The 23,922-nt window shown below is 39.1% G+C and carries 22 protein-coding genes and 2 pseudogenes; 20 read left to right on the top strand and 4 right to left on the bottom strand.

Annotated elements, in window-relative coordinates:
* Positions 1 to 129 precede the first annotated feature (129 nt).
* The 15 genes and pseudogenes from ACO1D1_RS19835 to ACO1D1_RS19765 all read left to right on the top strand — a co-directional run bounded on the left by ACO1D1_RS19835 (position 130) and on the right by ACO1D1_RS19765 (position 14,032).
* Positions 130 to 1,163: pseudogene (locus ACO1D1_RS19835) on the top strand (ABC transporter permease).
* A gap of 1 nt (position 1,164) precedes the next feature.
* The gene (locus tag ACO1D1_RS19830; protein ID WP_423336831.1) at positions 1,165 to 1,851 is read left to right on the top strand and encodes an ABC transporter ATP-binding protein; all 687 of its coding nucleotides are present in this window, start codon (positions 1,165 to 1,167) and stop codon (positions 1,849 to 1,851) included.
* 239 nt (positions 1,852 to 2,090) lie between these two features.
* On the top strand, positions 2,091 to 3,236 hold the full coding sequence (locus ACO1D1_RS19825) for an NlpC/P60 family protein (RefSeq protein WP_423336830.1): 1,146 nt from the start codon (positions 2,091 to 2,093) through the stop codon (positions 3,234 to 3,236).
* Between the two features lie 188 nt (positions 3,237 to 3,424).
* The gene (locus ACO1D1_RS19820; RefSeq protein ID WP_149869052.1) at positions 3,425 to 4,204 is read left to right on the top strand and encodes a transporter substrate-binding domain-containing protein; all 780 of its coding nucleotides are present in this window, start codon (positions 3,425 to 3,427) and stop codon (positions 4,202 to 4,204) included.
* 35 nt (positions 4,205 to 4,239) lie between these two features.
* A complete protein-coding gene (locus ACO1D1_RS19815) occupies positions 4,240 to 4,905 on the top strand; it encodes an amino acid ABC transporter permease (RefSeq protein WP_149869053.1) in 666 nt (221 codons plus the stop codon).
* Between the two features lie 12 nt (positions 4,906 to 4,917).
* Entirely contained in the window at positions 4,918 to 5,661 is a 744-nt protein-coding gene (locus tag ACO1D1_RS19810) for an amino acid ABC transporter ATP-binding protein (RefSeq protein ID WP_149869054.1), read from the top strand.
* A 234-nt stretch (positions 5,662 to 5,895) separates the two neighbouring features.
* Positions 5,896 to 8,251, top strand: a pseudogene (locus tag ACO1D1_RS19805) (polyprenyl synthetase family protein).
* A gap of 144 nt (positions 8,252 to 8,395) precedes the next feature.
* On the top strand, positions 8,396 to 8,650 hold the full coding sequence (locus ACO1D1_RS19800) for a GlsB/YeaQ/YmgE family stress response membrane protein (RefSeq protein WP_423336829.1): 255 nt from the start codon (positions 8,396 to 8,398) through the stop codon (positions 8,648 to 8,650).
* 169 nt (positions 8,651 to 8,819) lie between these two features.
* Positions 8,820 to 9,749 (top strand): heme o synthase, encoded by a 930-nt coding sequence (cyoE, locus tag ACO1D1_RS19795; protein WP_423336828.1) that lies wholly within the window; start codon positions 8,820 to 8,822, stop codon positions 9,747 to 9,749.
* Between the two features lie 359 nt (positions 9,750 to 10,108).
* Entirely contained in the window at positions 10,109 to 10,249 is a 141-nt protein-coding gene (locus ACO1D1_RS19790; protein ID WP_149869058.1) for a cytochrome c oxidase subunit 2A, read from the top strand.
* Positions 10,250 to 10,261: 12 nt separating this feature from the next.
* Positions 10,262 to 10,729 carry a cytochrome c oxidase subunit II gene (locus ACO1D1_RS19785; protein WP_423336827.1) on the top strand — a complete coding sequence of 156 codons (468 nt, stop codon included), beginning with the start codon at positions 10,262 to 10,264 and terminating at the stop codon, positions 10,727 to 10,729.
* A 14-nt stretch (positions 10,730 to 10,743) separates the two neighbouring features.
* Positions 10,744 to 12,426 (top strand): cbb3-type cytochrome c oxidase subunit I, encoded by a 1,683-nt coding sequence (locus ACO1D1_RS19780; protein ID WP_423336826.1) that lies wholly within the window; start codon positions 10,744 to 10,746, stop codon positions 12,424 to 12,426.
* An 88-nt stretch (positions 12,427 to 12,514) separates the two neighbouring features.
* Complete coding sequence (locus ACO1D1_RS19775; protein ID WP_423336825.1) at positions 12,515 to 13,147, top strand: SCO family protein; 633 nt, start codon at positions 12,515 to 12,517, stop codon at positions 13,145 to 13,147.
* A 2-nt stretch (positions 13,148 to 13,149) separates the two neighbouring features.
* Positions 13,150 to 13,707 (top strand): hypothetical protein, encoded by a 558-nt coding sequence (locus tag ACO1D1_RS19770; protein ID WP_190284834.1) that lies wholly within the window; start codon positions 13,150 to 13,152, stop codon positions 13,705 to 13,707.
* Between the two features lie 103 nt (positions 13,708 to 13,810).
* A complete protein-coding gene (locus ACO1D1_RS19765; RefSeq protein ID WP_149869063.1) occupies positions 13,811 to 14,032 on the top strand; it encodes a hypothetical protein in 222 nt (73 codons plus the stop codon).
* A gap of 64 nt (positions 14,033 to 14,096) precedes the next feature.
* Here the strand turns inward: ACO1D1_RS19765 and ACO1D1_RS19760 are convergent, their stop codons facing one another.
* Positions 14,097 to 15,317 carry a helix-turn-helix transcriptional regulator gene (locus ACO1D1_RS19760; RefSeq protein ID WP_149869064.1) on the bottom strand — a complete coding sequence of 407 codons (1,221 nt, stop codon included), beginning with the start codon at positions 15,315 to 15,317 and terminating at the stop codon, positions 14,097 to 14,099.
* A gap of 310 nt (positions 15,318 to 15,627) precedes the next feature.
* On the opposite strand from ACO1D1_RS19760, the gene ACO1D1_RS19755 reads away from it, so the two are divergent.
* Complete coding sequence (locus ACO1D1_RS19755) at positions 15,628 to 16,923, top strand: MFS transporter (RefSeq protein ID WP_423336824.1); 1,296 nt, start codon at positions 15,628 to 15,630, stop codon at positions 16,921 to 16,923.
* Positions 16,924 to 17,041: 118 nt separating this feature from the next.
* Entirely contained in the window at positions 17,042 to 17,365 is a 324-nt protein-coding gene (locus ACO1D1_RS19750) for a nitrous oxide-stimulated promoter family protein (RefSeq protein ID WP_149869066.1), read from the top strand.
* A 61-nt stretch (positions 17,366 to 17,426) separates the two neighbouring features.
* Here the strand turns inward: ACO1D1_RS19750 and ACO1D1_RS19745 are convergent, their stop codons facing one another.
* From ACO1D1_RS19745 to ACO1D1_RS19735, 3 genes are all read right to left on the bottom strand, one after another.
* The gene (locus ACO1D1_RS19745; RefSeq protein WP_149869067.1) at positions 17,427 to 18,917 is read right to left on the bottom strand and encodes a peptide MFS transporter; all 1,491 of its coding nucleotides are present in this window, start codon (positions 18,915 to 18,917) and stop codon (positions 17,427 to 17,429) included.
* Between the two features lie 257 nt (positions 18,918 to 19,174).
* Positions 19,175 to 20,290 (bottom strand): GIY-YIG nuclease family protein, encoded by a 1,116-nt coding sequence (locus tag ACO1D1_RS19740; protein WP_423336823.1) that lies wholly within the window; start codon positions 20,288 to 20,290, stop codon positions 19,175 to 19,177.
* Between the two features lie 94 nt (positions 20,291 to 20,384).
* Complete coding sequence (locus tag ACO1D1_RS19735) at positions 20,385 to 20,750, bottom strand: DoxX family protein (RefSeq protein ID WP_149869069.1); 366 nt, start codon at positions 20,748 to 20,750, stop codon at positions 20,385 to 20,387.
* 157 nt (positions 20,751 to 20,907) lie between these two features.
* Here ACO1D1_RS19735 and ACO1D1_RS19730 point away from each other — a divergent pair, with 157 nt between their 5' ends.
* The 3 genes from ACO1D1_RS19730 (at position 20,908) to ACO1D1_RS19720 (ending at position 23,823) form a co-directional block, all read left to right on the top strand.
* Complete coding sequence (locus ACO1D1_RS19730) at positions 20,908 to 21,672, top strand: MerR family transcriptional regulator (protein WP_423336822.1); 765 nt, start codon at positions 20,908 to 20,910, stop codon at positions 21,670 to 21,672.
* A gap of 188 nt (positions 21,673 to 21,860) precedes the next feature.
* The gene (locus ACO1D1_RS19725; RefSeq protein WP_149869071.1) at positions 21,861 to 22,874 is read left to right on the top strand and encodes an ABC transporter ATP-binding protein; all 1,014 of its coding nucleotides are present in this window, start codon (positions 21,861 to 21,863) and stop codon (positions 22,872 to 22,874) included.
* On the top strand, positions 22,855 to 23,823 hold the full coding sequence (locus ACO1D1_RS19720) for an ABC transporter ATP-binding protein (protein ID WP_149869072.1): 969 nt from the start codon (positions 22,855 to 22,857) through the stop codon (positions 23,821 to 23,823). The genes ACO1D1_RS19725 and ACO1D1_RS19720 overlap by 20 nt, the downstream gene beginning before the upstream one ends.
* Positions 23,824 to 23,922: the final 99 nt, after the last annotated feature.

Below are 23,922 nucleotides of genomic sequence, written 5' to 3'. Positions count from 1 at the left end.
CTGGCGGCACCGAATGCCACCAGAACCGTCTCCCTGTTTTCTAAGCTTTTAAATGTAATAACCTGTTCATCTTCTATTCATACAACGATTATAAACTAAGGATGTCAAAAAGAGATGGGAGGAATAAAGATGAACATTGCATGGAAAGAAATTAAGAAAAATAAAATGAGGTTTGTCATTTTAGGTTCAATCGTTTTTCTCGTTAGTTTCTTAACGTTTATTATATCTGGTTTGGCAAATGGATTATCACATGACAATGCAGCACTAATTAAAGATTTACCGGATGGTCATTTCTATATGACCAAGGATGCAGAAGAAACTTATAATCTATCAAGAATAGATATCAGTACTCAGGATCAAATGTTGCAAAGTCGAAAGGATGCTGCAGCCTTTTCAATTCAAATGGGATTTGTAAATGATAGTGCGGGGAAACAACGCAGTGTTGCTTTTGTTACATCGACACATTCAAAGTATTTTCAAAACGTAAAAAAGGGAGAAATTGTACTGGATCGCTCACTAGAAGATGAGGGGATAAAAATCGGAGATTCCTTAACGAATAATCAATACAGCGGCAAGTTTATTGTAAAAGGTTTTGCGGATCAGAGTAAATACAGTCATGCTCCTGTCGCTTTTATAAGTTTAGCAGACTATAAAGAAATGTATCGAGCCAATGAAATGCAATTGATTTTCGCACCGGAAGGGGATTCATCACAAGTACCTGCTAGCTTGCAAACTTTTTCAAAAAAACAGTTCCTTAATACCATTTCAAGTTATAAAGCGGAACAGACGTCTTTAAATATGATTGTTTGGTTTTTAGTTGTCATCAGCGGTATGTTGTTTGCCATCTTTTTCTACATGATGAACGTTCAAAAAATGGGTCTATATGGAATTCTGAAAGCAATTGGTTTAAAAACAAGTGCCTTGTTCAAAATGATGTGGACACAGATGATTTTTATTACGGTCATTGCACTTGGTCTTTCGGTTGCCCTTAGTCATGCTTTTAATATAGTGGCGCCTAAAGGTATGCCGTTTAGTTTAACCCCTGGGACAACCATGCAATTATCAATTGTTTTCCTCATAATCGGATTTGTTGGGGCGACGCTTTCCGGTATCCAAATAAAAAAGTCGAACCGCTGCATGCCATACAACAAGGAGAGGTCTAATATGACAATATTCAAAATAGATGATGTTAGAAAAACCTTTACGAACGGTGATGTAAAGGAAGAAATACTAAAAGGAATTAATCTAACTCTTCAAGAGGGAGAAGTAACAGCATTAGTGGGCGCCTCCGGTTCTGGTAAAAGTACACTCCTTACAATTGCTGCAGGACTTCAACCCGCATCGAATGGAAAAGTGGTTTTCGATGGGAATAATATGACTGTTATGAATTCTGAACAAGTTCGAAAAATACGGGCAAGTAAATTTGGTTTCGTTTTTCAATTTGCCCATCTTGTTCCTTTTCTCACAGTAGAAGAGCAGCTCATGTTAATGTTGGATGTATCTGAATCTAAAATGAAGAAACGTGAACAAAAAAAAGAAATTGATAAAATCTTAAACCTAGTTGAAATGGATCATCGAAAAAATGCCTATCCATCCTCGTTATCCGGAGGGGAAAAACAGCGGGTTGCCATTGCTCGTGCAATCATCCATAAGCCTAAAGTTCTCTTTGCAGATGAACCTACTGCAAGTTTAGATTCAAAAAGGTCAAAAGATGTTATGGCGTTAATCCGGAATTTAACTAAAACATTGAACATTACGACGCTAATGGTTACCCATGATGAGGAAATGCTTTCCTACGCTGACCATATCATTAAGATGAGCGATGGAATGGTTTTGCAAAGTGGAAAATAAAATTCTGAACAAATGGATGTAGTGCAATAAATAGATCAAATACGTATAGCTAAAAGCCCCAATTAAAAATGGGGCTTATTTGTGGTTTTATGGGCAAATCTTCAATAACGAAATTTCTACAAAAAATTACAATTATATTACATTACCGACTATTCCATTGTTATTAGTCCATTAGACATATAAACTAGAAATATATTAGGAATCGGAATACGTGCTAGGGTACAAAAGGAGATATTAAAATGATAAGAAAATTATTCAAATATTCGCTGTCGGCAGTGGTCCTTGCCGCAATGATTCAAGTAACACCTGCTTTTGCGAGTCCAGAAGATTCACCCGTAACACAAGGGCAAATCAATGAGACACAAGGTCAAATTGAAGATTTCGAAACAAAGATTCAACAATTAGACGACCGCATCATCATTGCAATGGAGAAAAGTCAAAAACTTAACGATAATATTGCCGCACAGCAAGGTAAAATTAATGATACAGAGGCTGAAATTGAAAAAGCCAAGAAATCTCTCGATCTACATAAAAAAATCTATTCTGAGCGACTAAAAAGCATTCAGGCTGAAGGAACGCAGTCAATCGCCACATATGCTGAGATTTTGCTTTCCTCTAACAACTTTACTGATTTTTTATCTCGGTTTACTGCTATTTCAAAGATTATGGAAAGTGATACAGACTTATTAAATGGATTAACTGAAAAAGACCAAGTATTAAAAGCGGCAGAGGAAAAACTACATAATGAATTAGACAAATTAAAAAATAGCCAGGAAGAATTAGCTTCCGAACAAAAAAAGATTGAAGAAAATAAAAACGAAATTGCCAGGGCATTAGCAGATGCGAAAAACAGATTACAAAACCAACAGGATCAACTGGCAGAACAAAAGGCTGAAGAAGAGGCAGAGCAGCAAGCTCGCTTAGCCCAGCAGCAACCAACTCAACAGCAAACCCAATTAGCCCAGCAGCAGCCTTCAGTAAACAATGCTTCACAGTCAGCTCCTTCCGTTGAAGTGGCTACTATTGCTAACACTGATGCCGCAAGTGCGGTTATTGCGTATGCAAAACAATTTTTAGGCGTTCCTTACGTATGGGGCGGAACAAAGCCAAGTGGATTTGATTGTTCTGGCTTCACTTCGTATGTGTATCGTTCAGTGGGAATTAATCTTCCGAGGGTATCACGAGACCAGCAAAATTTCGGGACAAGAATTTCTCCGAGTCAAGTACAGCCTGGAGATTTAGTATTCAGGGGTTCCCCTGCCCATCATGTAGGTATTTATATTGGAGACGGGAAATACATCCATGCCCCGCAAACGGGTGATGTTGTGAAAATATCTTCTTATGATTCGTCTAAATTTTCTAGTGCTGCTAGAGTATTGCATTAATATTAGTATCTCAGAAAAGGCAACTACCCTTTATATTTTGGGTGTTGCCTTTTTCGTATGTTACTAATTAATAATTTTTTATATTTGACTGGACGGCAATTGCTTGTCCGGTTTTTTTAGGTTAGAAAACTAAAATTAGGGGTATATATCAAAATATCGCTTGAAAAAGAGAGGAGACAGAATCAAGCATGAGAAGACAATACATATTTTTACTATTGGGCTTATTTTTACTAGGTACACTGACTGCCTGTGCCGAAAAGGACCAGCTTTCAGATGGGACAAAGCTGATTGACAAGGAGAAATTTACTTTTGCAGCTTCTGGTGAATTTAAACCCTTTAGCTATCTGAACGATGACCTATCAATGACAGGTTTCGATGTTGAGGTAGGGAATGCTGTTGGAAAAAAATTAGGACTTGAACCAGTACAAAAGAGGATGAAATTTAAAGGACTCATTGAGGGCATCAAAACAGGCAGGGCAGACGCAGCTGTTGCCAGCCACACCATTAACCCCGACCGTGCCAAGCAAGTTGCATTTTCCACTCCATACTACTACTCAGGACCACAAATCTTTACAAGGCCTGACAGCAATATTAAAACAGTAGAGGACATAAAAGGTAAAGAAGTGGCCGTAGCGAAAGGGTCTACCTATGCGGAGACGGCCAAAAAGTATACGAGCAATATTAAAATGTATGATAGTGATATTACGGCATTAAAGGCACTTAGTATCGGAAGGCATGATGCTGTTATTACTGATTTTGTTACGGGGAAAAGTTCCCAGAAAGAAGGTTTTAACATTAAAGGACAGCAGCTTATAGAGCGAAGCGAGCAGGCAATTGTTGTACCTAAGGACAATCCGGAACTCTTAAAACGGATAGATAATGCACTACAACAACTTCGTGAAGACGGTACACTTGCCCGGATCAGCAATAAATATTTTGGGCAGGATATTACAAAAAAACCAGAATAGTAGTTTGACAATTTAAAAGAAAGGAAGTCGTTATCTTGCCTAGTTTTTCACATTTTTTACATACGTTTTTCAGTAGTAAGGGCCTTTTCATAGATGCTACAATACTAACCCTAGAGCTTACTATAGTTTCAATATTAATAGGAATTATTATTGGCTTATTCTTTGCCCTATTAAAAATATCGAGAATTAAAATTCTGGAGTATATTTCAAATGGTTATGTGTTCCTTGTGCGCGGAACACCGCTTATTGTTCAGATTTTCATTCTGTATTTTGGCTTTAGCGGAATTTTCCTAATTCCCGACTTTTGGGCAGCAGCTCTTGCGCTTGCCTTTCATAACGGTGCCTACATTGCAGAAATCTTTCGCGGAACGATCCAATCGGTTGATAAAGGACAAATGGAGGCTGGCCGTTCACTGGGAATGACCAGGGGTGTTACACTGCGCAGGATCATCCTTCCACAAGCGTTTAGAAGGGCACTTCCTCCACTTGGGAACCAATTTATTATTGGACTTAAGGATTCATCATTGGCAGCCTTCATTTCGATGAATGAATTATTTAATGTTGCGACCACACTGGGTTCCAATAATTTTGATGAAATGACGTACCTGTTAATTGTTGCCGTTTATTATCTAGTGCTCGTTGCATTATTAACCATGATGGTAAGTATGTTTGAAAAGAAATTGGCAGTCAGTGATCGATAGGAGGACAATTATATGAATGGACGAGAAATGATTAAAATAGAAAACTTGAACAAATCTTTTGGCAGTTTGCACGTTCTAAAGGATATTGATATGTCTGTCTACGAAAGCGACGTTGTTTGTCTGGTTGGGGCCTCTGGATCTGGTAAAAGTACGCTCCTAAGATGCCTTAACTTTTTGGAAAAAAAGGACAAGGGGAGTATTCTTATCCGTGGAGAAAAGATATCGCCCGATACCCATAATCTTAACCATGTCCGTCAAACAGTAGGAATGGTTTTCCAGCATTTTAACCTCTTTCCGCATAAAACGGTTCTTGAAAATATTATTGAAGCCCCAACTATAGTGAAAAAGATTCCTAAAGGTCAGGCGGTGGAAGAAGCGAGGGAGCTGCTCCAAAAAGTGGGGCTCGAGGATAAGGCAGATGTTTATCCGAGCAAGCTGTCAGGCGGGCAGAAACAGCGTGTGGCCATAGCAAGATCTCTAGCGATGAGGCCGGATATTATGCTTTTTGATGAACCAACATCAGCCCTTGATCCAGAGCTGGTCGGAGAGGTTTTAACTACAATGAAGGAGCTGGCTGATGAAGGAATGACCATGGTGGTCGTGACCCATGAAATGGGTTTTGCCCGCGAGGTCGCTGATTGGATTGTTTACATGAATGAAGGAAGAATCGTCGAAAAAGATAGACCGATAGAATTCTTTGAAAATCCGAAAGAAGAACGGACGAAAGAATTCCTTAAAACTACCATGCTCAAATAGGATGTTTACTTGATAAGCAGCAAGGAAAAAAAGGATGCCCTTAAAAGTTCATAGGAACTTTTGGTCATCCTTTTTTCTAATGTTCGGAATTAGTTTACACCGACTGCATCGAGGGTTCTTTTTTTAATTTCTTTTTTGGTTATAAAGATGGTATTTTAGGATTATACATAAATATATTTAATAGATTAAAAGAAAAATGTTCGGATGAAATCTTTGAGCAGGGGAATGTAAAATATGAATGAAGAGTTAATAAAAAATGCCGAGACAACCTATCGGCGGGCTGAGCAGAAGGCGGCACAATATTTTCACTCACTTAATGTGCTAGTCGCACAAAAATCATATGTTCCTGCCTTAACAAAGGATATACAATCGTGGAAACAGAACCACATTCATCATCCATTATTATCCTTGTTTTCCCGTGGAAAAAGAAAATCTGATTCCTTAGAGTATCATCATTATATCCAATGGCTCAATTATACTGGAAAACTAGATAATTACCTTGATCGGAGCATCTCTTATCTTTTCATGCGGGATCTTGGCAAGGCGCTCGACTCTCCTGAAACACAAACAAAGGTTCGTCAAGTAGTTGATCGTTTAAAGGATCAGCTTACAACCCTGAATGATAAAAATGAAATGTTTAGCATGGCAGGGTTGTATCGGTGGGCTCAGAGGGAAGGTATCGAAATGACCGTTATTTGGCTGATTAATAAGCTGAAAACGGTATCCGTCAATATTCATGAAAGGATGGATGTCGAGCATGCTCAGCGAAAACTGATTAAGATTATTGCAGGGGTAGTGATGCATACCTATGAAGAGATGGAGGATCATACATCTGCCGAAGAACGCAGTAAAAATCTTGATGAAGCAGTCAGGATCGGCTATGCCTACGGGCTTACCTATCCCTTCATTGATGATCTCCTCGACTCCAAAGTCTTGTCTGACACGGAGAAGAAGCAATATTCTGATTTGATCAGGACCACTCTTATCACCGGTTCTGTGCCCGAATTAGGCGAGTGGTTTGGGGAAAACATGAGCCTGATGCGATATATTCATTCTGAACTCCGAGAGGGTTTTAATTATATTAAGTCAATCCAACGGCCAGGGAAATTGAAAACTTTTTTCGAGCAGTCCTATGTGTTTTTTCATTCTCAGGAAGTAGATCGTGTTAAGGAACTATCCAATACAAAATACACCAATGATGAACTTTACATCCCAATCATTTTAAAATCCTCTTCTTCCCGTTTGATTGTCCGTTCCGTCCTTAGTGCGCCTAAAGACGAGGGCTTTGATAACCGAACCTTCTATTATGGAATATATAACCAGCTTGCAGATGATTTTGCCGATATGTTTGATGACATGAAGAACGGAGCGGTAACACCTTTTACTTATTATTTGAACTATCATGAACAACGCCCTGATTTAATTAACCCCTTTGAATTATATTGGGCAGTCATCTCTAATTTGATCCATCATGTGTATCACTCAGATCCCAAGACATGTGAGGTAATTTTAGACCGTGCCATAAATGGCTTAAAAAGATTTAAAAAAAGAATGGGAATCGCAAAATATAACGAGGTAATGGGGCTATTTGCTTCAGGAAATCCGAAATTCAATAAACTCATTCAAAAGATGGTTCTTAAAGCAGATGATGTTGATTTCTTCGATAAATTGCTTCGCGACCATATGATTTCTAATTTGAAAAATGACAGAAAGGATCAGGAAGAGTTTTTAGATACGATTGAAACTGTTCGAGATCGGATTAACCATATCTTGCCTATTCCAGCTGTTAATAATGAATCACCAATAATTGAGGCAGCCAATTACAGCCTTGAAGGCGATGGAAAGCGGCTCCGGCCCATCATGACTTGGGTGATGGGTGTGAATGAATATGGATTAAATAGCGCAGCAATCGATCCGCTTTTAAGGTCATTGGAATATATGCATAATGCATCATTAATCTTCGATGATCTGCCTTCCCAGGATAATGCTTCCATCCGCAGAGGGCGGCCAACCTTACATCAGGTGTACAACAATGCCATAGCGGAATTAACTGGTCTCTTTCTGACTCAGAAGGCAATTGAAGAACAAGCATCACTTGACAAGTTCGATTCAAAAACGGTGCTTCATTTAATTCATTATTCTGCCCGTGTAACAGGGGAAATGTGTAAGGGGCAGGCGATGGATCTTGAGTCCAAAGGGAAACTATTAACACTAGAACAACTGAATCTTATGTGCTTTTATAAAACAGGAATCGCATTCGAAGCTTCGCTCATCATGCCTGCCATACTCGCACATGCAGGGGAATTCGAAATCGATGCATTGAAAAAATTCGCCCGTCATGCAGGAATTGCCTTTCAAATTAAAGATGACCTGCTGGATGTTGAAGGAGACCAAAGCCTGATTGGAAAGCCCATTGGAAAAGACGCAGAAAACAACAATTCGACGTTTGTGTCAATTCTTGGGGCAGATGGTGCTAGAAAAGAGATGTGGGACCATTACTGTTTTGCTATGGAAACACTTCAGGGAAGTGCCGCGTAATACTACTTTTTTAAAGCATTTATTGAATTATATAGTGAACCGCGATCATTAAGATTATATCCTTGGTGAGTTTCATGTGGTATAGATACTAAGCGTTTGCTTAGCATCTTATCGATTATTTTGTGGTGCGGATTCCTTTTTACTTTTGAACATTTAGGACAAGGTTCGAATATGCTGGTAAAAAGGAGTTTATATGATGAGTTTAGTTACGTTTATTATTACAGTTATTATCGCGATGATAATTGGTATTGTTGCGGAAAAACTGGCACCTGTTAAGATGCCTGGAAGCTGGGCTGGGGCTATCGTTGCTGGTTTCATTGGGGCTTGGATTGGTGAATATTTATTTGGGGCATGGGGTCCTATGTTAGCGGGCTTTTCATTGGTTCCCGCTCTGATCGGTGCTTTTATCGTGGTGATCGCTGTCGGTGCTATTGCTAAGTTCTTAAAATAATATAGTTACAGTTGAAGGTGAATAATATTCCAGTTTAGGAATCGACCCACTATTAAGATATACAGGGTTGATTCCTTTTTTCGGTGCCGGAATGTGTTATTATATAGAGAGGAAAAATTGATACTCTAAATAAAGAATTATTTTATCCATTTTTAGGAGAGGATTTCAGATGAATAAGAATAGCATTGCTGCTCCACAAAATGGTGGGGGAGCTGCTTTGGCGAATTCTACTTTATTTTCTGATTTACGGTCACTTTTTAAAGCGCCGGTATTAATAGCAAACGTTTTGCCTGTGTTTACAGGATTTTGGTTAGCTCTTTATTTTACCGGAGCTTCTTTTAATGATTACTGGGATTTGTTTTTGCTCACGATTATTGGCAGTACGCTTGTTATGGCAGGGGCACTCGTGATCAATAACTGGTACGATGTGGATATTGACACTGTTATGGATAGAACGAAGAATCGACCTACGGTAACGGGGCATTTTTCGCTTAAAACGGTTTTAACTTTAGGAATAGCTCTGTCTATTCTTGGATTTATTCTTTTACTGTTCATAACCGTTGAGGCTGCTATTTATGGGTTCATCGGATGGTTTACCTATGTAATCTTATATACGATGTGGTCAAAACGCAGATATACACTTAATACCGTAATCGGAAGTGTATCCGGTGCTGTTACACCTTTAATTGGCTGGACGGCGATAGAATCAGGCTTTCATATGATCCCGATTATGCTCGCACTCATTTTGTTTATTTTTCAAATGCCGCATACCTTCGCGATAGCCATCAAGAAATACGATGAATATAAAGCGGCAGGGGTTGCCATGCTTCCAGTTGTGTACGGCTTAGCGATGACGAAGCGGCAAATGGCGGTGTATGTTGCCTGTTTATTGCCATTACCTTTTTATCTGGCCCCGCTTGGGACAACGTTTGTTATACTCGCCACGCTGCTTAATATTGGCTGGCTGGTTGTAAGTATATACGGATTTTTCACGAAAAATGATCTTAAATGGGCCCACGTGAATTTTCTTTATTCGGTCAACTATATAACCATTATGTTTCTGATGATGGTTATTGTGACATTACCTGTATTTAGTTAAAAACAATAAAAAAGCTGTCTCCTACGTATGCAAGCAAATTGCCATACATGGGGACAGCTTTTTTTTCTTAAAAAACTTATCTGTTCACAAATTTGTCATTTTTCTTTCTTGCCCATTATTCGTTGTTGAAAATCTATTTTACCATAATAAAAAATCTTACTAAAAAGGTTAAGACTGTGATAATAGTGCTTTTTGAAGAGTTAATAAATAAGTTCATGCGGAAGTCTTAATGAAATTGAAATAATAAGCAATCCATTTTTTCTATTAAATTTTATTCTTTCCCGTGATTCAGTTCACTTCGTTGATAACGGTTCGCAACTATGATGTAAGTATAAAGAATTTAAGGGGGATGAAATAGGATGGCAGCTACAAAGGGTAACAAAAAAAATGAAGCACACGAAGCTCCGCTTAAAGGAACCTGGATTTCCGTGGGTGTAGTAGGGGTAGTCATTCTTCTTACGTATTTACTGTTATACGGGCTATTTATGACGAGATTATAGGGGGGAAAAGAAATGAAGATGCATCTGGATGAAAAGATATGGCTGACCTTAAGTTTTGGAATGATAATGATTTTTATGTTTATAACTGGTTACCAAGCCTTCGCGTACGATATGGAGCCGCCAAGTAATAAAGAAATAATAGATCCGCAAAAAGTAGATCAAACAGCACCATTTGATAAGCCGGGAATTACAAAGATTGGTGAAAATGAATATGAAGTCGTTATGACATTGCAAATCTTTAGTTTTAATCCAGGTAATATTGAAGTGCCTGCCGGATCTACCGTCCATTTTATCTTAACTTCTAAAGATGTTGTCCATGGGTTCGAAGTGGCTGAAACAAACCTAAATGCGATGGTCATGCCGGGGCATATTCAAAAGATTACGCAAAAATTTGATAAGCCTGGTTCCTATTTAGTGTTATGTAATGAATATTGCGGTGCCGGACACCAAATGATGAGTACTACGATTACGGTTAAATAAAGGGGGGAAGCAACATGCAAACGGCAAAATCTCATACATTGAAAGATAAAGCGATTAAGGCGATGGGGATCAGCAATGAGGATGCAAAATTAACGAAATCATATATATTTGTCGCATTTATGGCCCTGCTTGTTGGCGGGATTTTAGGACTTTTGCAAGGACTAAACCGTGCCGGCCTGCTGGAATTGCCATCATGGATTAATTACTATCAGGTTCTTACTGCACATGGATTAATATTAGTTGTTGTATTAACTGCTTTCTTTACAATTGGATATTTTTATGCTGGAATGTCACACACACTAGGCGGTTTGCTTCCAAAAGTAAGAAAGATGGCCTGGGTTGGCTTTGGATTAAAGATTGTCGGATTTGTTTTAGCAGTCATCCCAATTATCATGGGTGATGCTTCTGTTATGTATACTTTCTATCCGCCAATGGCAGCTGCACCAATGTTCTATATTGGGTTAGCATTAATTGTCGTAGGTGTTTGGATGTGTGCGTTTGGCGCATTTATTAACGTCGCTGATTGGAGAAAGAAACATAAAGGACAGCATGTTCCGATCCTTTCTTACTTTGCGACTGGTGTATTTGTACTATTATTTTTCGGTTCTGTACCAGTAGCGGTAGAAGTTATCGTAATGATTATTCCTTGGTCATTCGGCTGGGTTGAGACAATCAACGTAATGGTTGCTCGTACATTATTCTGGGCTTTTGGCCATACGTTAGTTAATATCTGGTATTTAACAGCTGTTTCAGCATGGTATGTTATTGTACCAAGAATTATCGGTGGCAAACGCTGGAGTGATACATTAACTCGTGTTGTCATTATTGCCTTAGTTGTCATGAATATTACAGGTGGATTCCATCACCAAATTGTTGACCCGGGAATTTCACCATCTGTTAAATTTATGCACGTATTTATGAGCTTAGCGATTGGCTTCCCTTCATTAATGACAGCGTGGGCAATGTTTGCTGTATTTGAACGGACTACAAGAAAACAAGGTGGAAAAGGACTTATTGGCTGGTATAAAAAAATGCCTTGGGGCGATGTTCGTTTCTTAGCTCCAATGATTGCAATGATTGCCTTCATTCCTGCTGGTGCCGGCGGTATTGCGCAAAGCACAAACCAACTAGACCAAGTTGTTCACAATACCATGTGGATTGTTGGACACTTCCATTTAACGCTAGGTATGTCTGTTGTCATGACATTCTTCGGCATTAGTTATTGGTTAGTTCCATATATCTCAAAACGTGTTTTAACACCACAAATCAATCGTTTAGGTGTGATCCAAACATGGATTTGGACAATTGGCATGATCTTTATGTCAGGAGCAATGCACTGGGTAGGCTTACTAGGTTCACCACGTAGAACTTCATTTACAACTTACGGAGACCATGCAACTGCGTTAAGCTGGAATCCCTATTTAATGTGCTTAGCTGTTGGGGGAACATTATTAATTATCGGTGTGCTTCTTCAAGTGTATGCAGTCATCAATATGATGTTCTTCGCACCAAAAGGGGAAACAGAATTCCCGATTGCGGAAGAAGAGGAAAACGCAACAAAAACCCCATTTTGGACAGAGCGTTGGGGCATGTGGATTGTGATTATGTTATTGGTTGTTGCGATGGCATATGTTATCCCGTTATCAGAATTCATAGTGAATGCACCTCCAGGCTCACCGCCATTTAAAACATGGTGATTTGATTTAAAAAAGAGATAGCTCTTAAGTTGGGCTATCTCTTTATGCTTCGAAAACTGTAAAATAAAAGATTTGGGAAGTGATCTTCATGATCAAAGATTGGCATACTACTTTTGCATGTTTGCTTGTTATCTTATTCGGAGGTACGCTGTTCTATTTCGGAACCGATGGCTTCCAGGCCTTTACAGCAGAAACAGCGCGGGTCAATAAACTAATCGATGATAAGCCACAATTTCCTCATGTAACCTTAGAGGATAGCAAAGGGCGGAATTATTCCATTTCTGAATTTAAAGGCAAATATGTATTTATTACGTTTCTTTATACTTCTTGCATGTCCGTTTGCCCGCAATTGGAGATGAATATGTCAAAAGTTTATGGTAAGATACCAAGCAAATATATCGGCGAAGATATTGTCTTTTTAAGCATCAGCTTTGATCCTGACAGAGACGACCCGGCCACATTAGAAAAATACCGAACCTATTTTAACAGTGATGGTGAAACATGGCGGATGGCAAGAATTAAGAATAAAGCTGAATTGGATTCACTTTTAAAAGAGTTTGGCGTCATTGTCATCCCGGATGATAGTGGAAATTTTTCACATAATTCAGCGTTTTATTTAGTTGATAAAGATGGAACACTCATGAATGTGATGGATTATAAAAAAACGGATGAGGCTGCCAATAAACTGACAGGTATTCTTGAAAGGGGAGCGGGTGAGTAATCATGAAGCAGCTGATATATGGCTTACTAATCATCCTTTTCCTCGCGATTCCTCCGGTCGCAAATTTAATGGAATCCGTTATGATCATTCACATGCATATGCAAATGCCGATATTAGTGTTTGCAGGATTTTTAATGGCACAATTTTTTCAACTTCGTTTTCCTCATTTTTTTGAAAAATGGAACAGCAACGGAGTTCCGGGAATTTTATTATTTATCATTATGGTGTTGTATTGGACGATCCCAAGGGCAATGGATGATGCCTTAACATCACTGGGTATGGAAGTCTTTAAATTTGTTAGTTTACCAATCTTAGCTGGAATCCCTCTTAGGGATAGTTGGAAGAAACTTAAGCCTATCGGAAAGAATCTTATTTTTTATTTTTTTATCGCGTTGTTTACGGCGATGGGATGGTTATATATTGAAACGCCTGTGCAATTATGCAACAACTACCTTCTCATCGAGCAAATCACTCTTGGCTGGGGATTTGTGACGACGGCCATCTGTATTGTGATCTATTTGTTATACACCGCCTTTGTTGATAAATCCCAATATGAATAATAATCCAAAGTTTAAACTCAATGAGACAGGGGAACTTTAATACCATATCGTCGTCTGCATAAAGGGAATTAGAAGATAAAATGGTAAAAAGGAGGCCCTTCCGATGGGATTAAATAAGTTTAATGGAAAGAATAAAGAAGAAAAAGACAAACTGGAAGAAGTTTTGAAAAATTCAATCGAAATCGAAGAAGATTTAATGCGGACATATCTGATTACCGCGGAGCGGATTCACGACGATAATGAACTAAAGGATCGTCTCGAAAACTTTGCTGAAGGGAATGCAAAGAGGACGAAACAACTGATTGATGAATTGAATGAAGAGTAGTATAAAAGGTAAGAGCACAATCCAGATGAATTGGGCTCTTCTTCTATTAATTGATATTTTGGGGTTATTCTATCGTTTCTCTGATTCTTTTGTATGTTTCATTGGCAAAATCTTTGTATGGAGTATGTGTGAGCGGCATATAATTTTTTACCGCAAGTTCAGCAAATTGCACCGCCGTATCCTTATTTCCAAGTTCAAGCTGACATAGGGCTTTATATGAATCAGCCACATAAAGTAGTGACAAATCATATGGGTGATGGGCCCAGGAAGGAACGTTTACTTTCTCGAGATAAGTAAGGGCATCGTTAAAATGTTCGAGACCATACAATGCCTTTCCCTTTTCAAGAAGAAACCAAATTTCATAAACCTCCGTTATTTTCGGATCAGCTAAATACCGGTCAATTTTTTCAATTGCCATTTCATAATCCTGCTTTTCATTAATAAGCGACATGATCTGAAAAAGATCATGAAATAGCGTAGACCACATGTCCTCAGCAAATTCCCCATATTGCCTTAATTTTGTGGAATAATGGTCCTTCCTTTCCTCATCATGGCTCATCAGTGCGTGTGCTACAGCGAGCCTGTATAGATCATTAATCCGATAAAATATTCGATGCTCTTTGGAAAACTGTATGGCACTTTCCATAACCTTTGTGGCTGAGTCAGAATCACCGACAGCAAAATACAAGATTGCCTCATTATAGTCGAGGTCAACTCGAGTCATCGGATCAATATAGACATGGCTTTTCTCAATTTCAGCACGTTCTCTCAGCAGAATAGTTAATGATTCTGTATAATCATGCTCGGTAAATTTCTCCATAGCCCAGAAGATGCTGATGTTTGCTCGTTTAGCGGTAAGATTCATTTCATCATACATTTGTGCGGAACGACTTGAAAAATTTCGCCATCCATCCACTTTTTCATGATAAAGACTGCGGCTATATAAATCTAATAATCGTGCCGACTCATATCCTTGACTAAGTTTATCAATATAGGGTTCAATCAGGCCGATAAGTTGTTTATATTTATCCGTTTCGGATTCCAGATTATAAAGCTTCTCCGATTTTTCAAGAATCTCCCTTATTTCTTGTGTACTTACCTCATCTAAAAGATCTCCAATTTCAACTTCAAGGCGCTCAGCAATATAAGCTAAGCTTTCCATAGATGGCTTAGCCTTATTGTTCTCTATGAGGCTTAGCATGCCCTTTGTAAGCTCTTTACCCGCTAGCACCTCTAGCGTCATTTTTTTCCTTTTCCTCATTTCACGTATTCGTTCACCCAACATAGAAATTGGCTCCCTTTAAGATATTTATTTATAGATAATATAGTATAAATTTTCTACTTCAAGAATTGTCTAGCTCCAGCGCCCTAGCGGCTAGTGTCCTTCGCGCACCGCCCTACGATAAGTCAACATCGAATCGCCTCCGGCTCTTCGTGTTTCCTTTATCTCAGTTGGAGCGCTCTAGGCCATACGCCGCTGACCAGGGCGCTTGCGCTTTTCTCGTGTTTAATTATATTAAACTTTTGCTTGCAATGGAAGAGGCTTCCATGTTATTATTTGTTTAATAAGATTAAACTTTTGAGGTGGGGTTTTTATGGAAGAACGTAAAAAGCTGAAAAAAGCGACGTATCATCTGTGGACGTTCACAATCAGTAAGCTCATTTCCTCTTTTGGGGCCCAGGTATATTCTTTTGCTGTCAGTTTTTATATTTTACAATTGACGGGGTCGGCAACAAGTTTTGCTGCGAACTTGATTTGTAATATATTGCCGCGAACCCTTGCAGCCCCTTTTGCCGGTTATATCGCGGATAAATATTCGCGAAAAATGATTGCAATCACGGCACAAATTGCTACGACCGCAGCTATCGCCACTCTGTTAGTGGTTACTTTAACATCAGGACTTTCTCTCACCGCTATCTATACTACTTCCTGCATATTATCTCTTACATCTATGTTTTCTGGAGTTGCGTTTACTTCATCCATCACTGGGCTTGTCGATAAAGATCGAATTCAAAAAGCGATGTCATTAAATCAAATGTCGATTTCCTTTGCAGCCATTGCCAGTCCAGCTGTAGGAGGGCTTCTATATGGTGCGGTTTCCATGCCTGTTTTTTTAATCATGTATATCGCAGCTTCCTGTTTAGCTGTTTTCTTGGAATCAACCATGAATTTTAACTTGTTTGCCCACCGAAAAGAAGAGGTTGAAGGGGAACCGAAAGAATCCATGTGGCAAAATATGAAGGCTGGGATTTCCTATTTAAAACTGCAGCCGCTGCTTATGACAATTATCTGGATATCTCTGTTAATTAATTTTCTCTTTGGCGCATTTGAAGTTGGTTATTCGTTTATCTTGATTGAAAAAATGAAAATGGCTTCACAGCGTTTTGGGTTTACCCAAGGAGCATTTGCCATTGGTATGCTGCTGCTTTCAATTTATTTTTCGATTAGAAAGGAAGTAAAGTATCCGCTTCTGATCTCAAAACAGGCTATCATTGGAATGGGAGTCATCATGGGAGCAGTTGCCGGTCCGTTATTGATGAATTTATCTGCTAACTCTATTTTTGTTTATTATCTGGTGATCATGTTCAGTCTTGGAGCATTGGTTATCACCGTTAATACCCCCATAATGGTGATGATGCAAAAGCAAATTGACGATGACTATAAAGGCAGGGTTTTTTCGATACTTGAAACGATGTCAATGGCTTTGATGCCTTTAGGAATGGTGCTGTATGGATTCCTCTATGATGTTTTTCCTGCTCAATGGATTCTACTGGTATCTGCCACTTTGTTTGTTGCGGTGACACTTATTCTAGCAAGGCCCTCGGTTGTAAGGAAGGCTCATCCGGAGCTAGGCAGAAATAAGCCCCTTCAAAAGGAAGTAGCTTCGTGAAAAACAAGTCAGTAATTGTTCTAATTTTGTAATTTATCTGCCGTTAATATAGAAGTTTTCTATGATATGGTTAAAGTATGAAGGTGATTTTTAGTAAATCTAAAGGAGGTTTACTAACATGAAGGCACGATTAATAGAACCAAATACTGGCCCGAATGTCCAAAAGGAAAAAGAAATTGTCAAGGAAATGATCGAACTTTATTGCCGAAGGAATCATCATCGTGACGGACTTTGTAAAGACTGTCAGGAACTTAAAACCTATGCCTTATTAAGACTCTCATTCTGCCGTTTTGGCGAGGAGAAGACCGCCTGTTCTAACTGTAAAGTCCACTGTTATAAGCTAAAATACCGCCAAAAAATGAAGGTAGTAATGCGTTATTCAGGTCCTTGGATGATGCTGTATCATCCGATTTATTCCGTAAAGCATTTGTTAAATCGATAATAAAAAGGTGCATTTCCTCCTAACACGTTTGAATGTGTTGGAAGGAATGCACCTTTTTTTATTACCTTACACCTTTCATGTACCCTTGAATTTTTGGTGAGAGCATTAAAAGGATAATACCTAGTACGATGGAAGCTCCACCGATGACACCAAAGTAAACCATTTCGGTTTCAGGTGTATAAAATCTAACAACTTGGGCGTTTAGTGCTTGTGCTGCAGCATTTGATAAGAACCATAAACTCATCGTTTGTGCTGAGAAGGCAGCTGGCGCTAACTTAGTTGTAGCGGATAAACCTACAGGTGATAAGCTTAATTCACCAAATACACAAATTAAATAGCTAAGTACTAGCCATAATGGATTCACCATTGCATCTGGACCGCCAAAGTAAGCAGGCAGCAGAATGACTAGGAATGAGATCCCGGCGAAAAACAGAGCGAAAGAAAACTTTTGTGGAATCGATGGCTGACGCTTCCCTAATTTTACCCACATCCATGCAAATATAGGTGCAAAAATAATAATAAATAATGGGTTTAATGACTGGAACCACGCAGGCGAAATATGAATTCCAGCAAAGTCTAATTGTGTGCGTTCATCAGCGTAATTGGCAAGAATGGTTGAGCCTTGTTCTTGAATCGACCAAAACATAACTGATGCAATAAATAGCGGAATATAGGCTATAATACGAGAACGTTCAACAGCTGTTGTTTTAGGACTGCGGTACATGACAACGAAATATATCGTTGGAATCAAAACACCAAGAATTGTAACTAAATTTACGAAACTTTTAAACGTTAAAAGTCCCTGTGGAATTAAAATTGCACAAATAATAGCAATAACAACAACGCTTAACCCAAAAATAGTAAAGACTTTTTTCTTTTCAGCTGGTGACATTGGGTTGGCCACAATTGTTCCGGCAAGGCCAAGGTTTTTCTTCTTTGTTAAAATAAAGATGACAAGTCCCAAAAACATACCAACAGCCGCAATACCAAATCCAATGTGGAAGCTATAGTCCATTACTGCTCCAACAAGTAGCGGAGAGATAAATGCCCCCATGTTAATTCCCATAACAAAAATGGTAAAACCAGCGTCGCGACGATTGTCTTGTTCACTGTACAATTCTCCAACAACGCTCGAAACGTTTGGCTTAAGTAATCCTGTACCAAGGACAATTAATACCATGGAAATGAAGAACATGGTTATACTTCCAGGAATCGCTAGAACAATGTGGCCAAACATAATCAATATGCCGCCATAAAACACGGCTTTCGACGTACCGAAAACTCGGTCAGCTAACCAGCCGCCGATGATACCGGACATATAAACAAGGGAACCGTAAATGGACATGATCGAAAGTGCGAGTGTTTTGTCCATCCCCAATCCGCCCTTGGAGACCTCATAATACATGTAGAAAACGAGGATTGCTCTCATTCCATAATACGAGAAACGCTCCCAAAATTCTGTAAAGAAAAGAGTAAATAGTCCTTTAGGATGTCCGAAAAATCCTGTTTGCGGCACACTATCCACAATTTTCTGCCTATTTATGTTTGACATTAGACAACCTCCTTTTGTTATTCTATAATACTTTTTATGTGTTTGAATTGTCAAAAACTATTTTTGGAAAATTAGCTATGCATGTTTAAAAATATTGTTAATTCAATATAATATAGAGTTAGTAGGATAAAAGAAAGTTTTTTTAAAATAGTAAATGTATTCTGATTTTGGGGATTATTCACATTAAGAGATTGATAGAGAGTTCAATTTTGGGCCAGATGCCGTTAAAAAATAGTGCATGAAAAACCCTCGGTCAACTATTGCACCGAGGGCTTTTTGACAGAAGTGTCCTGCATGGTTCGCGTCATCCTAAACGTATTAGCAAGGAAATTGTCCATTTTGGTGATGTGATTGGTCCCAATCCAATGATCAGGAATAATAAGATAATGACAGTTGTTACTTTTTAAATAGCTATAGATAATCTGCGCTTCATCGATATCATCCCTGCTAACTTCAATTGGGGTAACCGGGTCGGCAGTAAAATAAATTGATAGGTTTGTTTTTGCTGCGTTGACAATCTGCTCCATGTTTAGTTTCTCTGTATTATATTTTTCACTAAATAGGATTTTGTTCCCCTTTATAAGGAAGAGTTTGTAAATATGGTCATCAAGGGATTCTATGATGGCAATATTTTTATTCGCTTCCGTAAATTCAATCACTGCTTCTTTATAGATAAGGGAGTGTATCGCATTTAAATTGTCTCTGTATTTTGCAGCAGTTTCAAAGTCAAATTTCAAGGATGCTTCGGTCATACGTTGTTTTATTTCTTTCAGAAGACTTACGTCTGTGCCGTTAAGTAAATCGATGATTTTGTTCAAAATCATTTTATACTGTACCTTTGCGGATTCCCTGAAGCATATTCCGATACATAAGCCGAGGGAATAATTTAAACAAGGGGTATTCTTACTCGTTGGGTTACTGCAGCTGATTTGAAAGAACTCTTTTATTCCCTCGACTGCTTTTTCCACCCTGTGTTTACTTGTAAAGGGGCCGAAGTACAAACTACTATTTTCTTCAATCCTATCGGCCATTTCAAACCTAGGGGAATTTCCATCCGTTTGAATCCTAATGTAGCTGTAGGTCTGCGGGTTTTTCATCATTCTATTAAAAATGGGCTTTTTTTCTCTTATCAATTTACATTCTAGCATAAAGGCTTCAAATTCTGTATCCAATAGGATGTATGTAAAATCGGCAATGTTTGCTTTAAGCTTTTTTAGCTTTTGGGAAGGTGTTTTTGAATTTTGAAAGTATGACCTTACCCGATTCTTAAGATTTTTTGCCTTCCCTATATAAATAATGTTGCCCCGGGCATCTTCCATCAAATAAACACCAGGTGTTAAGGGAAGATTCTTTACTTTTTCTTTTAGGTTCATGTTCATTCCCCCATTACTATTTGTATCTTATCATAATTATCTAAGAAAAAAGAGAATGTCTCTTTGGGGGAATCCATTTGAGACATCCTCTAAGTTATTTCAGTGATCGGTTGTATAAAATAACAAGCAGTGCCAACATAACGATGTCTAATCTGGCGTTGAAGGCAAATTGGAATACGCCGGTTTTTAGAACTGGCAGCTTTGTTAATAGAAGGGCAGCAATCATGATGGCGATTAGAGGAATCACCGCATTTTTTACCGCCTTATTTCCTAAAATTAAGATCCCGCAGCCTATCTCTAGTATAATGACTACATTTAACAATATGTGGGGATAGGGAAGTCCTAAATTAAGAAATACTTGAGCTAACTCCGTACTGATTAATTTCATCAATCCAGATATTATAAAAACATACGCCACCACATACCGAATCAGTTTAATCGTGGATAAAGAAGTATGCATGTCAATCCCCCTTTTAATAAACTGTATGCCGGAGGCGGGACAAACATCACTTGAACTTGTCTTGAAATGGTGTCAGCGCCATGTGAAAATTGGGCAAAATAGTGTTTGACTTTGACGTTGCGTAAAGGTGTATTGTTTTAGTTGAGGGGGTGATCAGATGGAGTATACAGTGCAAAAGCTGGCACAGTTAGCAGGGGTCAGCACCAGGACACTTAGGTATTATGATGAGATTGATATTCTTAAGCCGGCAAGAATCAATTCGTCAGGATATCGGATTTATGGCCTGGCAGAGGTGGATCGCCTGCAGCAAATCCTATTTTACCGGGAGCTGGGTGTGAGTTTAGACAGCATAAAGGAGATTGTTACTTCCCCATCCTTTGATGGCGCTGCTGCACTAAGAGAGCATCGTGTAAAACTCCTCGAAAAAAAGGAGCAATTAGAGTTATTAATTGCCAATGTAGATAAAACCATTGCCTTAACAGAAGGGAGAATAAACATGTCTAATAAAGAGAAGTTTGAAGGCTTTAAGAGAAAAATGATTGACGATAACGAAAAAAAGTATGGCAAAGAAATTCGTGAAAAATACGGCAACGGTACAGTCGATGCATCCAATAAAAAGGTTATGAATATGACACAGGAGCAGCATGATGAGGTAACAGCATTAGCCGAACAAGTAACACAAACATTAGCCGCTGCTTTTAAAACTGGAGATCCATCGGGGGAGTTAGCTCAAAAGACCGCTAACCTGCATAAACAATGGCTTATGTATTATTGGAACCAATACAGCAAGGAAGCCCATGCGGGGCTTGCACAAATGTATGTCGATGATGAAAGATTTACAGCTTATTATGATAAAGACCAGCCTGGCACGGCAGAATTTTTAAGAGATGCGATTCATATTTTTACTGGGACAATGAAATAATCATTTAGTGTCTGACATTATTCGCGGTAAACCTCGAATTCTGTCAGGCACTTTTTTAATATAATTCCAAATTTCGACAAAATCCCCGATCTCATGTATGCCATAATAGTCATAAAATTCATTAAATTAAAATATCATGAACAGTCTCCTGTTGAGTAATTAATAGAATAGCTAAAGTAGGTGTAAATGTGAATAAAGAGCCGATTCTTTGTATAAAGGATTTAAAGGTAACGTTTCAATCGGGGAAGAAATTTGTGCCCGCGGTGGATGGCATCAGCTTTGAATTGCAAGAGGGAGAAATTCTTGGGATTGTCGGTGAATCCGGAAGCGGTAAAAGTGTCACATCTTTAGCTGCAATGGGACTGATTCCCACACCGCCAGGAAAAATTGCAAACGGTGAAATTACTTTTGAAGGAAAAGATCTGACAAATATCACTGAAAAGGAATGGCGAAAAATCCGCGGAAATCAGATTTCAATGATTTTCCAAGAGCCAATGACCTCATTGAACCCTTTGTTTACGATTGGAAATCAGCTTATGGAAGCCATCCGATTACATACCAGCCTATCAAAGTCACAAGCGAAGTTGCGCAGCATCGAATTATTAAAATTAGTAGGAATCCCGAGGGCAGAGGGGATTCTTAAAGAGCACCCCCACCAGTTGTCAGGCGGAATGAGGCAGCGGGTAATGATTGCAATGGCGATGGCTTGCAATCCGAAGGTGCTGATTGCGGATGAGCCAACAACGGCGCTTGATGTGACAATTCAGGCACAGATCCTTGCTTTAATGAGAGATTTAAACAAAAAAACAAATACGTCCATCATTCTGATTACACACGATTTAGGTGTTGTTGCGGAAATTTGTGAACGGGTGATTGTCATGTATTCAGGCCAAATTGTAGAACAGGGCGATGTCCGAAAAATCTTAAAGGATCCACAGCATCCGTATACAAAGGGACTTCTAAAGTCTGTGCCAGACCTGCGCGGAAAAAAAGATCGACTGTATAGTATCCCGGGAACAGTCCCTGCACCTGGAACGGTTTTAAAGGGCTGCCGGTTTGCGGCAAGATGTGCCGAGGTCTTTGGTCCATGCCATGAACAAGCCCCTGAGTTAGCTAAAACGGAAAAAGACGGACATGAAGTGCGCTGTTTCCTACATACATTGAAGGAGGGGAGTGACAAACATGTCGGAGTTACTTCTTGAGGTAAACGGGCTGAAAAAATATTTTCCGATTACAGGCGGTCTTTTAGGAAAGAAACAAGGAGAAGTTAAAGCGGTCGATGATGTTTCTTTTTATGTAAAAAAAGGAGAAACCTTGGGGATTGTCGGTGAAAGCGGCTGCGGCAAGTCAACAACAGGGCGTCTGCTCATGCGTTTGATAGAGGCGAGCGATGGAAGAATTATTTTTGAAGATAAAGAGATTACCAGTTTGTCGAAATCTGAACTAAGAAAAACGCGTAGAGATATTCAAATGGTGTTTCAGGATCCATATGCATCTTTAAATCCGAGGCACTCTGTCGAACAAATTTTAGAAGAACCCCTCATTGTCCATGGAATCGGTACGAAAGAAACTCGTCGGAAGCAGGTAAGAGAAATGCTTGAGGTTGTGGGCCTCAGCAGCTATCACGCCAAGAGGTATCCTCATCAATTCAGCGGCGGGCAGCGCCAGCGAATTGGGATTGCAAAAGCATTGATGACAAAACCGAAGTTAATCATTGCTGATGAGCCCGTTTCAGCTCTCGACGTTTCGATTCAGGCACAGGTTCTTAACCTCATGAAAGACATTCAAAGAGAATTCCAGCTTACCTACATATTTATCGCTCATGATTTAGGTGTGGTACGACATATCAGTGATCGTGTCGGCGTGATGTACTTAGGCAGATTAATAGAATTAGCTGATAGTGAGGAACTCTATGAAAATCCAATGCATCCATATACAAAAGCACTTCTTTCGGCAGTACCAGTGCCAGATCCCGATATAAAGAAGAAAACTATTTTAATAGAAGGGGAGCTGCCAAGTCCGGCAAATCCGCCCTCAGGCTGTGCATTCCATACACGATGCGGTCAGGTCATGGACATTTGTAAAACGGCCAGGCCTGCGGAACACGACCTACATGGTCATTTTGTGGCATGTCACTTATATAACAAGTGATTTGCGGCATTTATGATAAAAAAATATACTTTAGGGGGTAAAAAAAGCTTATGAAGAAAAAGTCTTTCACATTGCTGTTGATTTCTTTATTGGCCATAG

Source organism: Neobacillus sp. 19 (assembly GCF_049463095.1).
Taxonomy (GTDB): domain Bacteria; phylum Bacillota; class Bacilli; order Bacillales; family Cytobacillaceae; genus Neobacillus.
This window is presented reverse-complemented; position numbering and strand designations above follow the sequence as displayed.

Coding starts and splice junctions, on each gene's coding strand:
- ACO1D1_RS19830 (WP_423336831.1), top strand. CDS start 1,165: ATGACAATATTCAAAATAGATGATGTTAGAAAAACCTTTACGAACGGT.
- ACO1D1_RS19825 (WP_423336830.1), top strand. CDS start 2,091: ATGATAAGAAAATTATTCAAATATTCGCTGTCGGCAGTGGTCCTTGCC.
- ACO1D1_RS19820 (WP_149869052.1), top strand. CDS start 3,425: ATGAGAAGACAATACATATTTTTACTATTGGGCTTATTTTTACTAGGT.
- ACO1D1_RS19810 (WP_149869054.1), top strand. CDS start 4,918: ATGAATGGACGAGAAATGATTAAAATAGAAAACTTGAACAAATCTTTT.
- ACO1D1_RS19800 (WP_423336829.1), top strand. CDS start 8,396: ATGAGTTTAGTTACGTTTATTATTACAGTTATTATCGCGATGATAATT.
- cyoE (WP_423336828.1), top strand. CDS start 8,820: ATGAATAAGAATAGCATTGCTGCTCCACAAAATGGTGGGGGAGCTGCT.
- ACO1D1_RS19790 (WP_149869058.1), top strand. CDS start 10,109: ATGGCAGCTACAAAGGGTAACAAAAAAAATGAAGCACACGAAGCTCCG.
- ACO1D1_RS19785 (WP_423336827.1), top strand. CDS start 10,262: ATGAAGATGCATCTGGATGAAAAGATATGGCTGACCTTAAGTTTTGGA.
- ACO1D1_RS19780 (WP_423336826.1), top strand. CDS start 10,744: ATGCAAACGGCAAAATCTCATACATTGAAAGATAAAGCGATTAAGGCG.
- ACO1D1_RS19775 (WP_423336825.1), top strand. CDS start 12,515: ATGATCAAAGATTGGCATACTACTTTTGCATGTTTGCTTGTTATCTTA.
- ACO1D1_RS19770 (WP_190284834.1), top strand. CDS start 13,150: ATGAAGCAGCTGATATATGGCTTACTAATCATCCTTTTCCTCGCGATT.
- ACO1D1_RS19765 (WP_149869063.1), top strand. CDS start 13,811: ATGGGATTAAATAAGTTTAATGGAAAGAATAAAGAAGAAAAAGACAAA.
- ACO1D1_RS19760 (WP_149869064.1), bottom strand. CDS start 15,317: ATGTTGGGTGAACGAATACGTGAAATGAGGAAAAGGAAAAAAATGACG.
- ACO1D1_RS19755 (WP_423336824.1), top strand. CDS start 15,628: ATGGAAGAACGTAAAAAGCTGAAAAAAGCGACGTATCATCTGTGGACG.
- ACO1D1_RS19750 (WP_149869066.1), top strand. CDS start 17,042: ATGAAGGCACGATTAATAGAACCAAATACTGGCCCGAATGTCCAAAAG.
- ACO1D1_RS19745 (WP_149869067.1), bottom strand. CDS start 18,917: ATGTCAAACATAAATAGGCAGAAAATTGTGGATAGTGTGCCGCAAACA.
- ACO1D1_RS19740 (WP_423336823.1), bottom strand. CDS start 20,290: ATGAACCTAAAAGAAAAAGTAAAGAATCTTCCCTTAACACCTGGTGTT.
- ACO1D1_RS19735 (WP_149869069.1), bottom strand. CDS start 20,750: ATGCATACTTCTTTATCCACGATTAAACTGATTCGGTATGTGGTGGCG.
- ACO1D1_RS19730 (WP_423336822.1), top strand. CDS start 20,908: ATGGAGTATACAGTGCAAAAGCTGGCACAGTTAGCAGGGGTCAGCACC.
- ACO1D1_RS19720 (WP_149869072.1), top strand. CDS start 22,855: ATGTCGGAGTTACTTCTTGAGGTAAACGGGCTGAAAAAATATTTTCCG.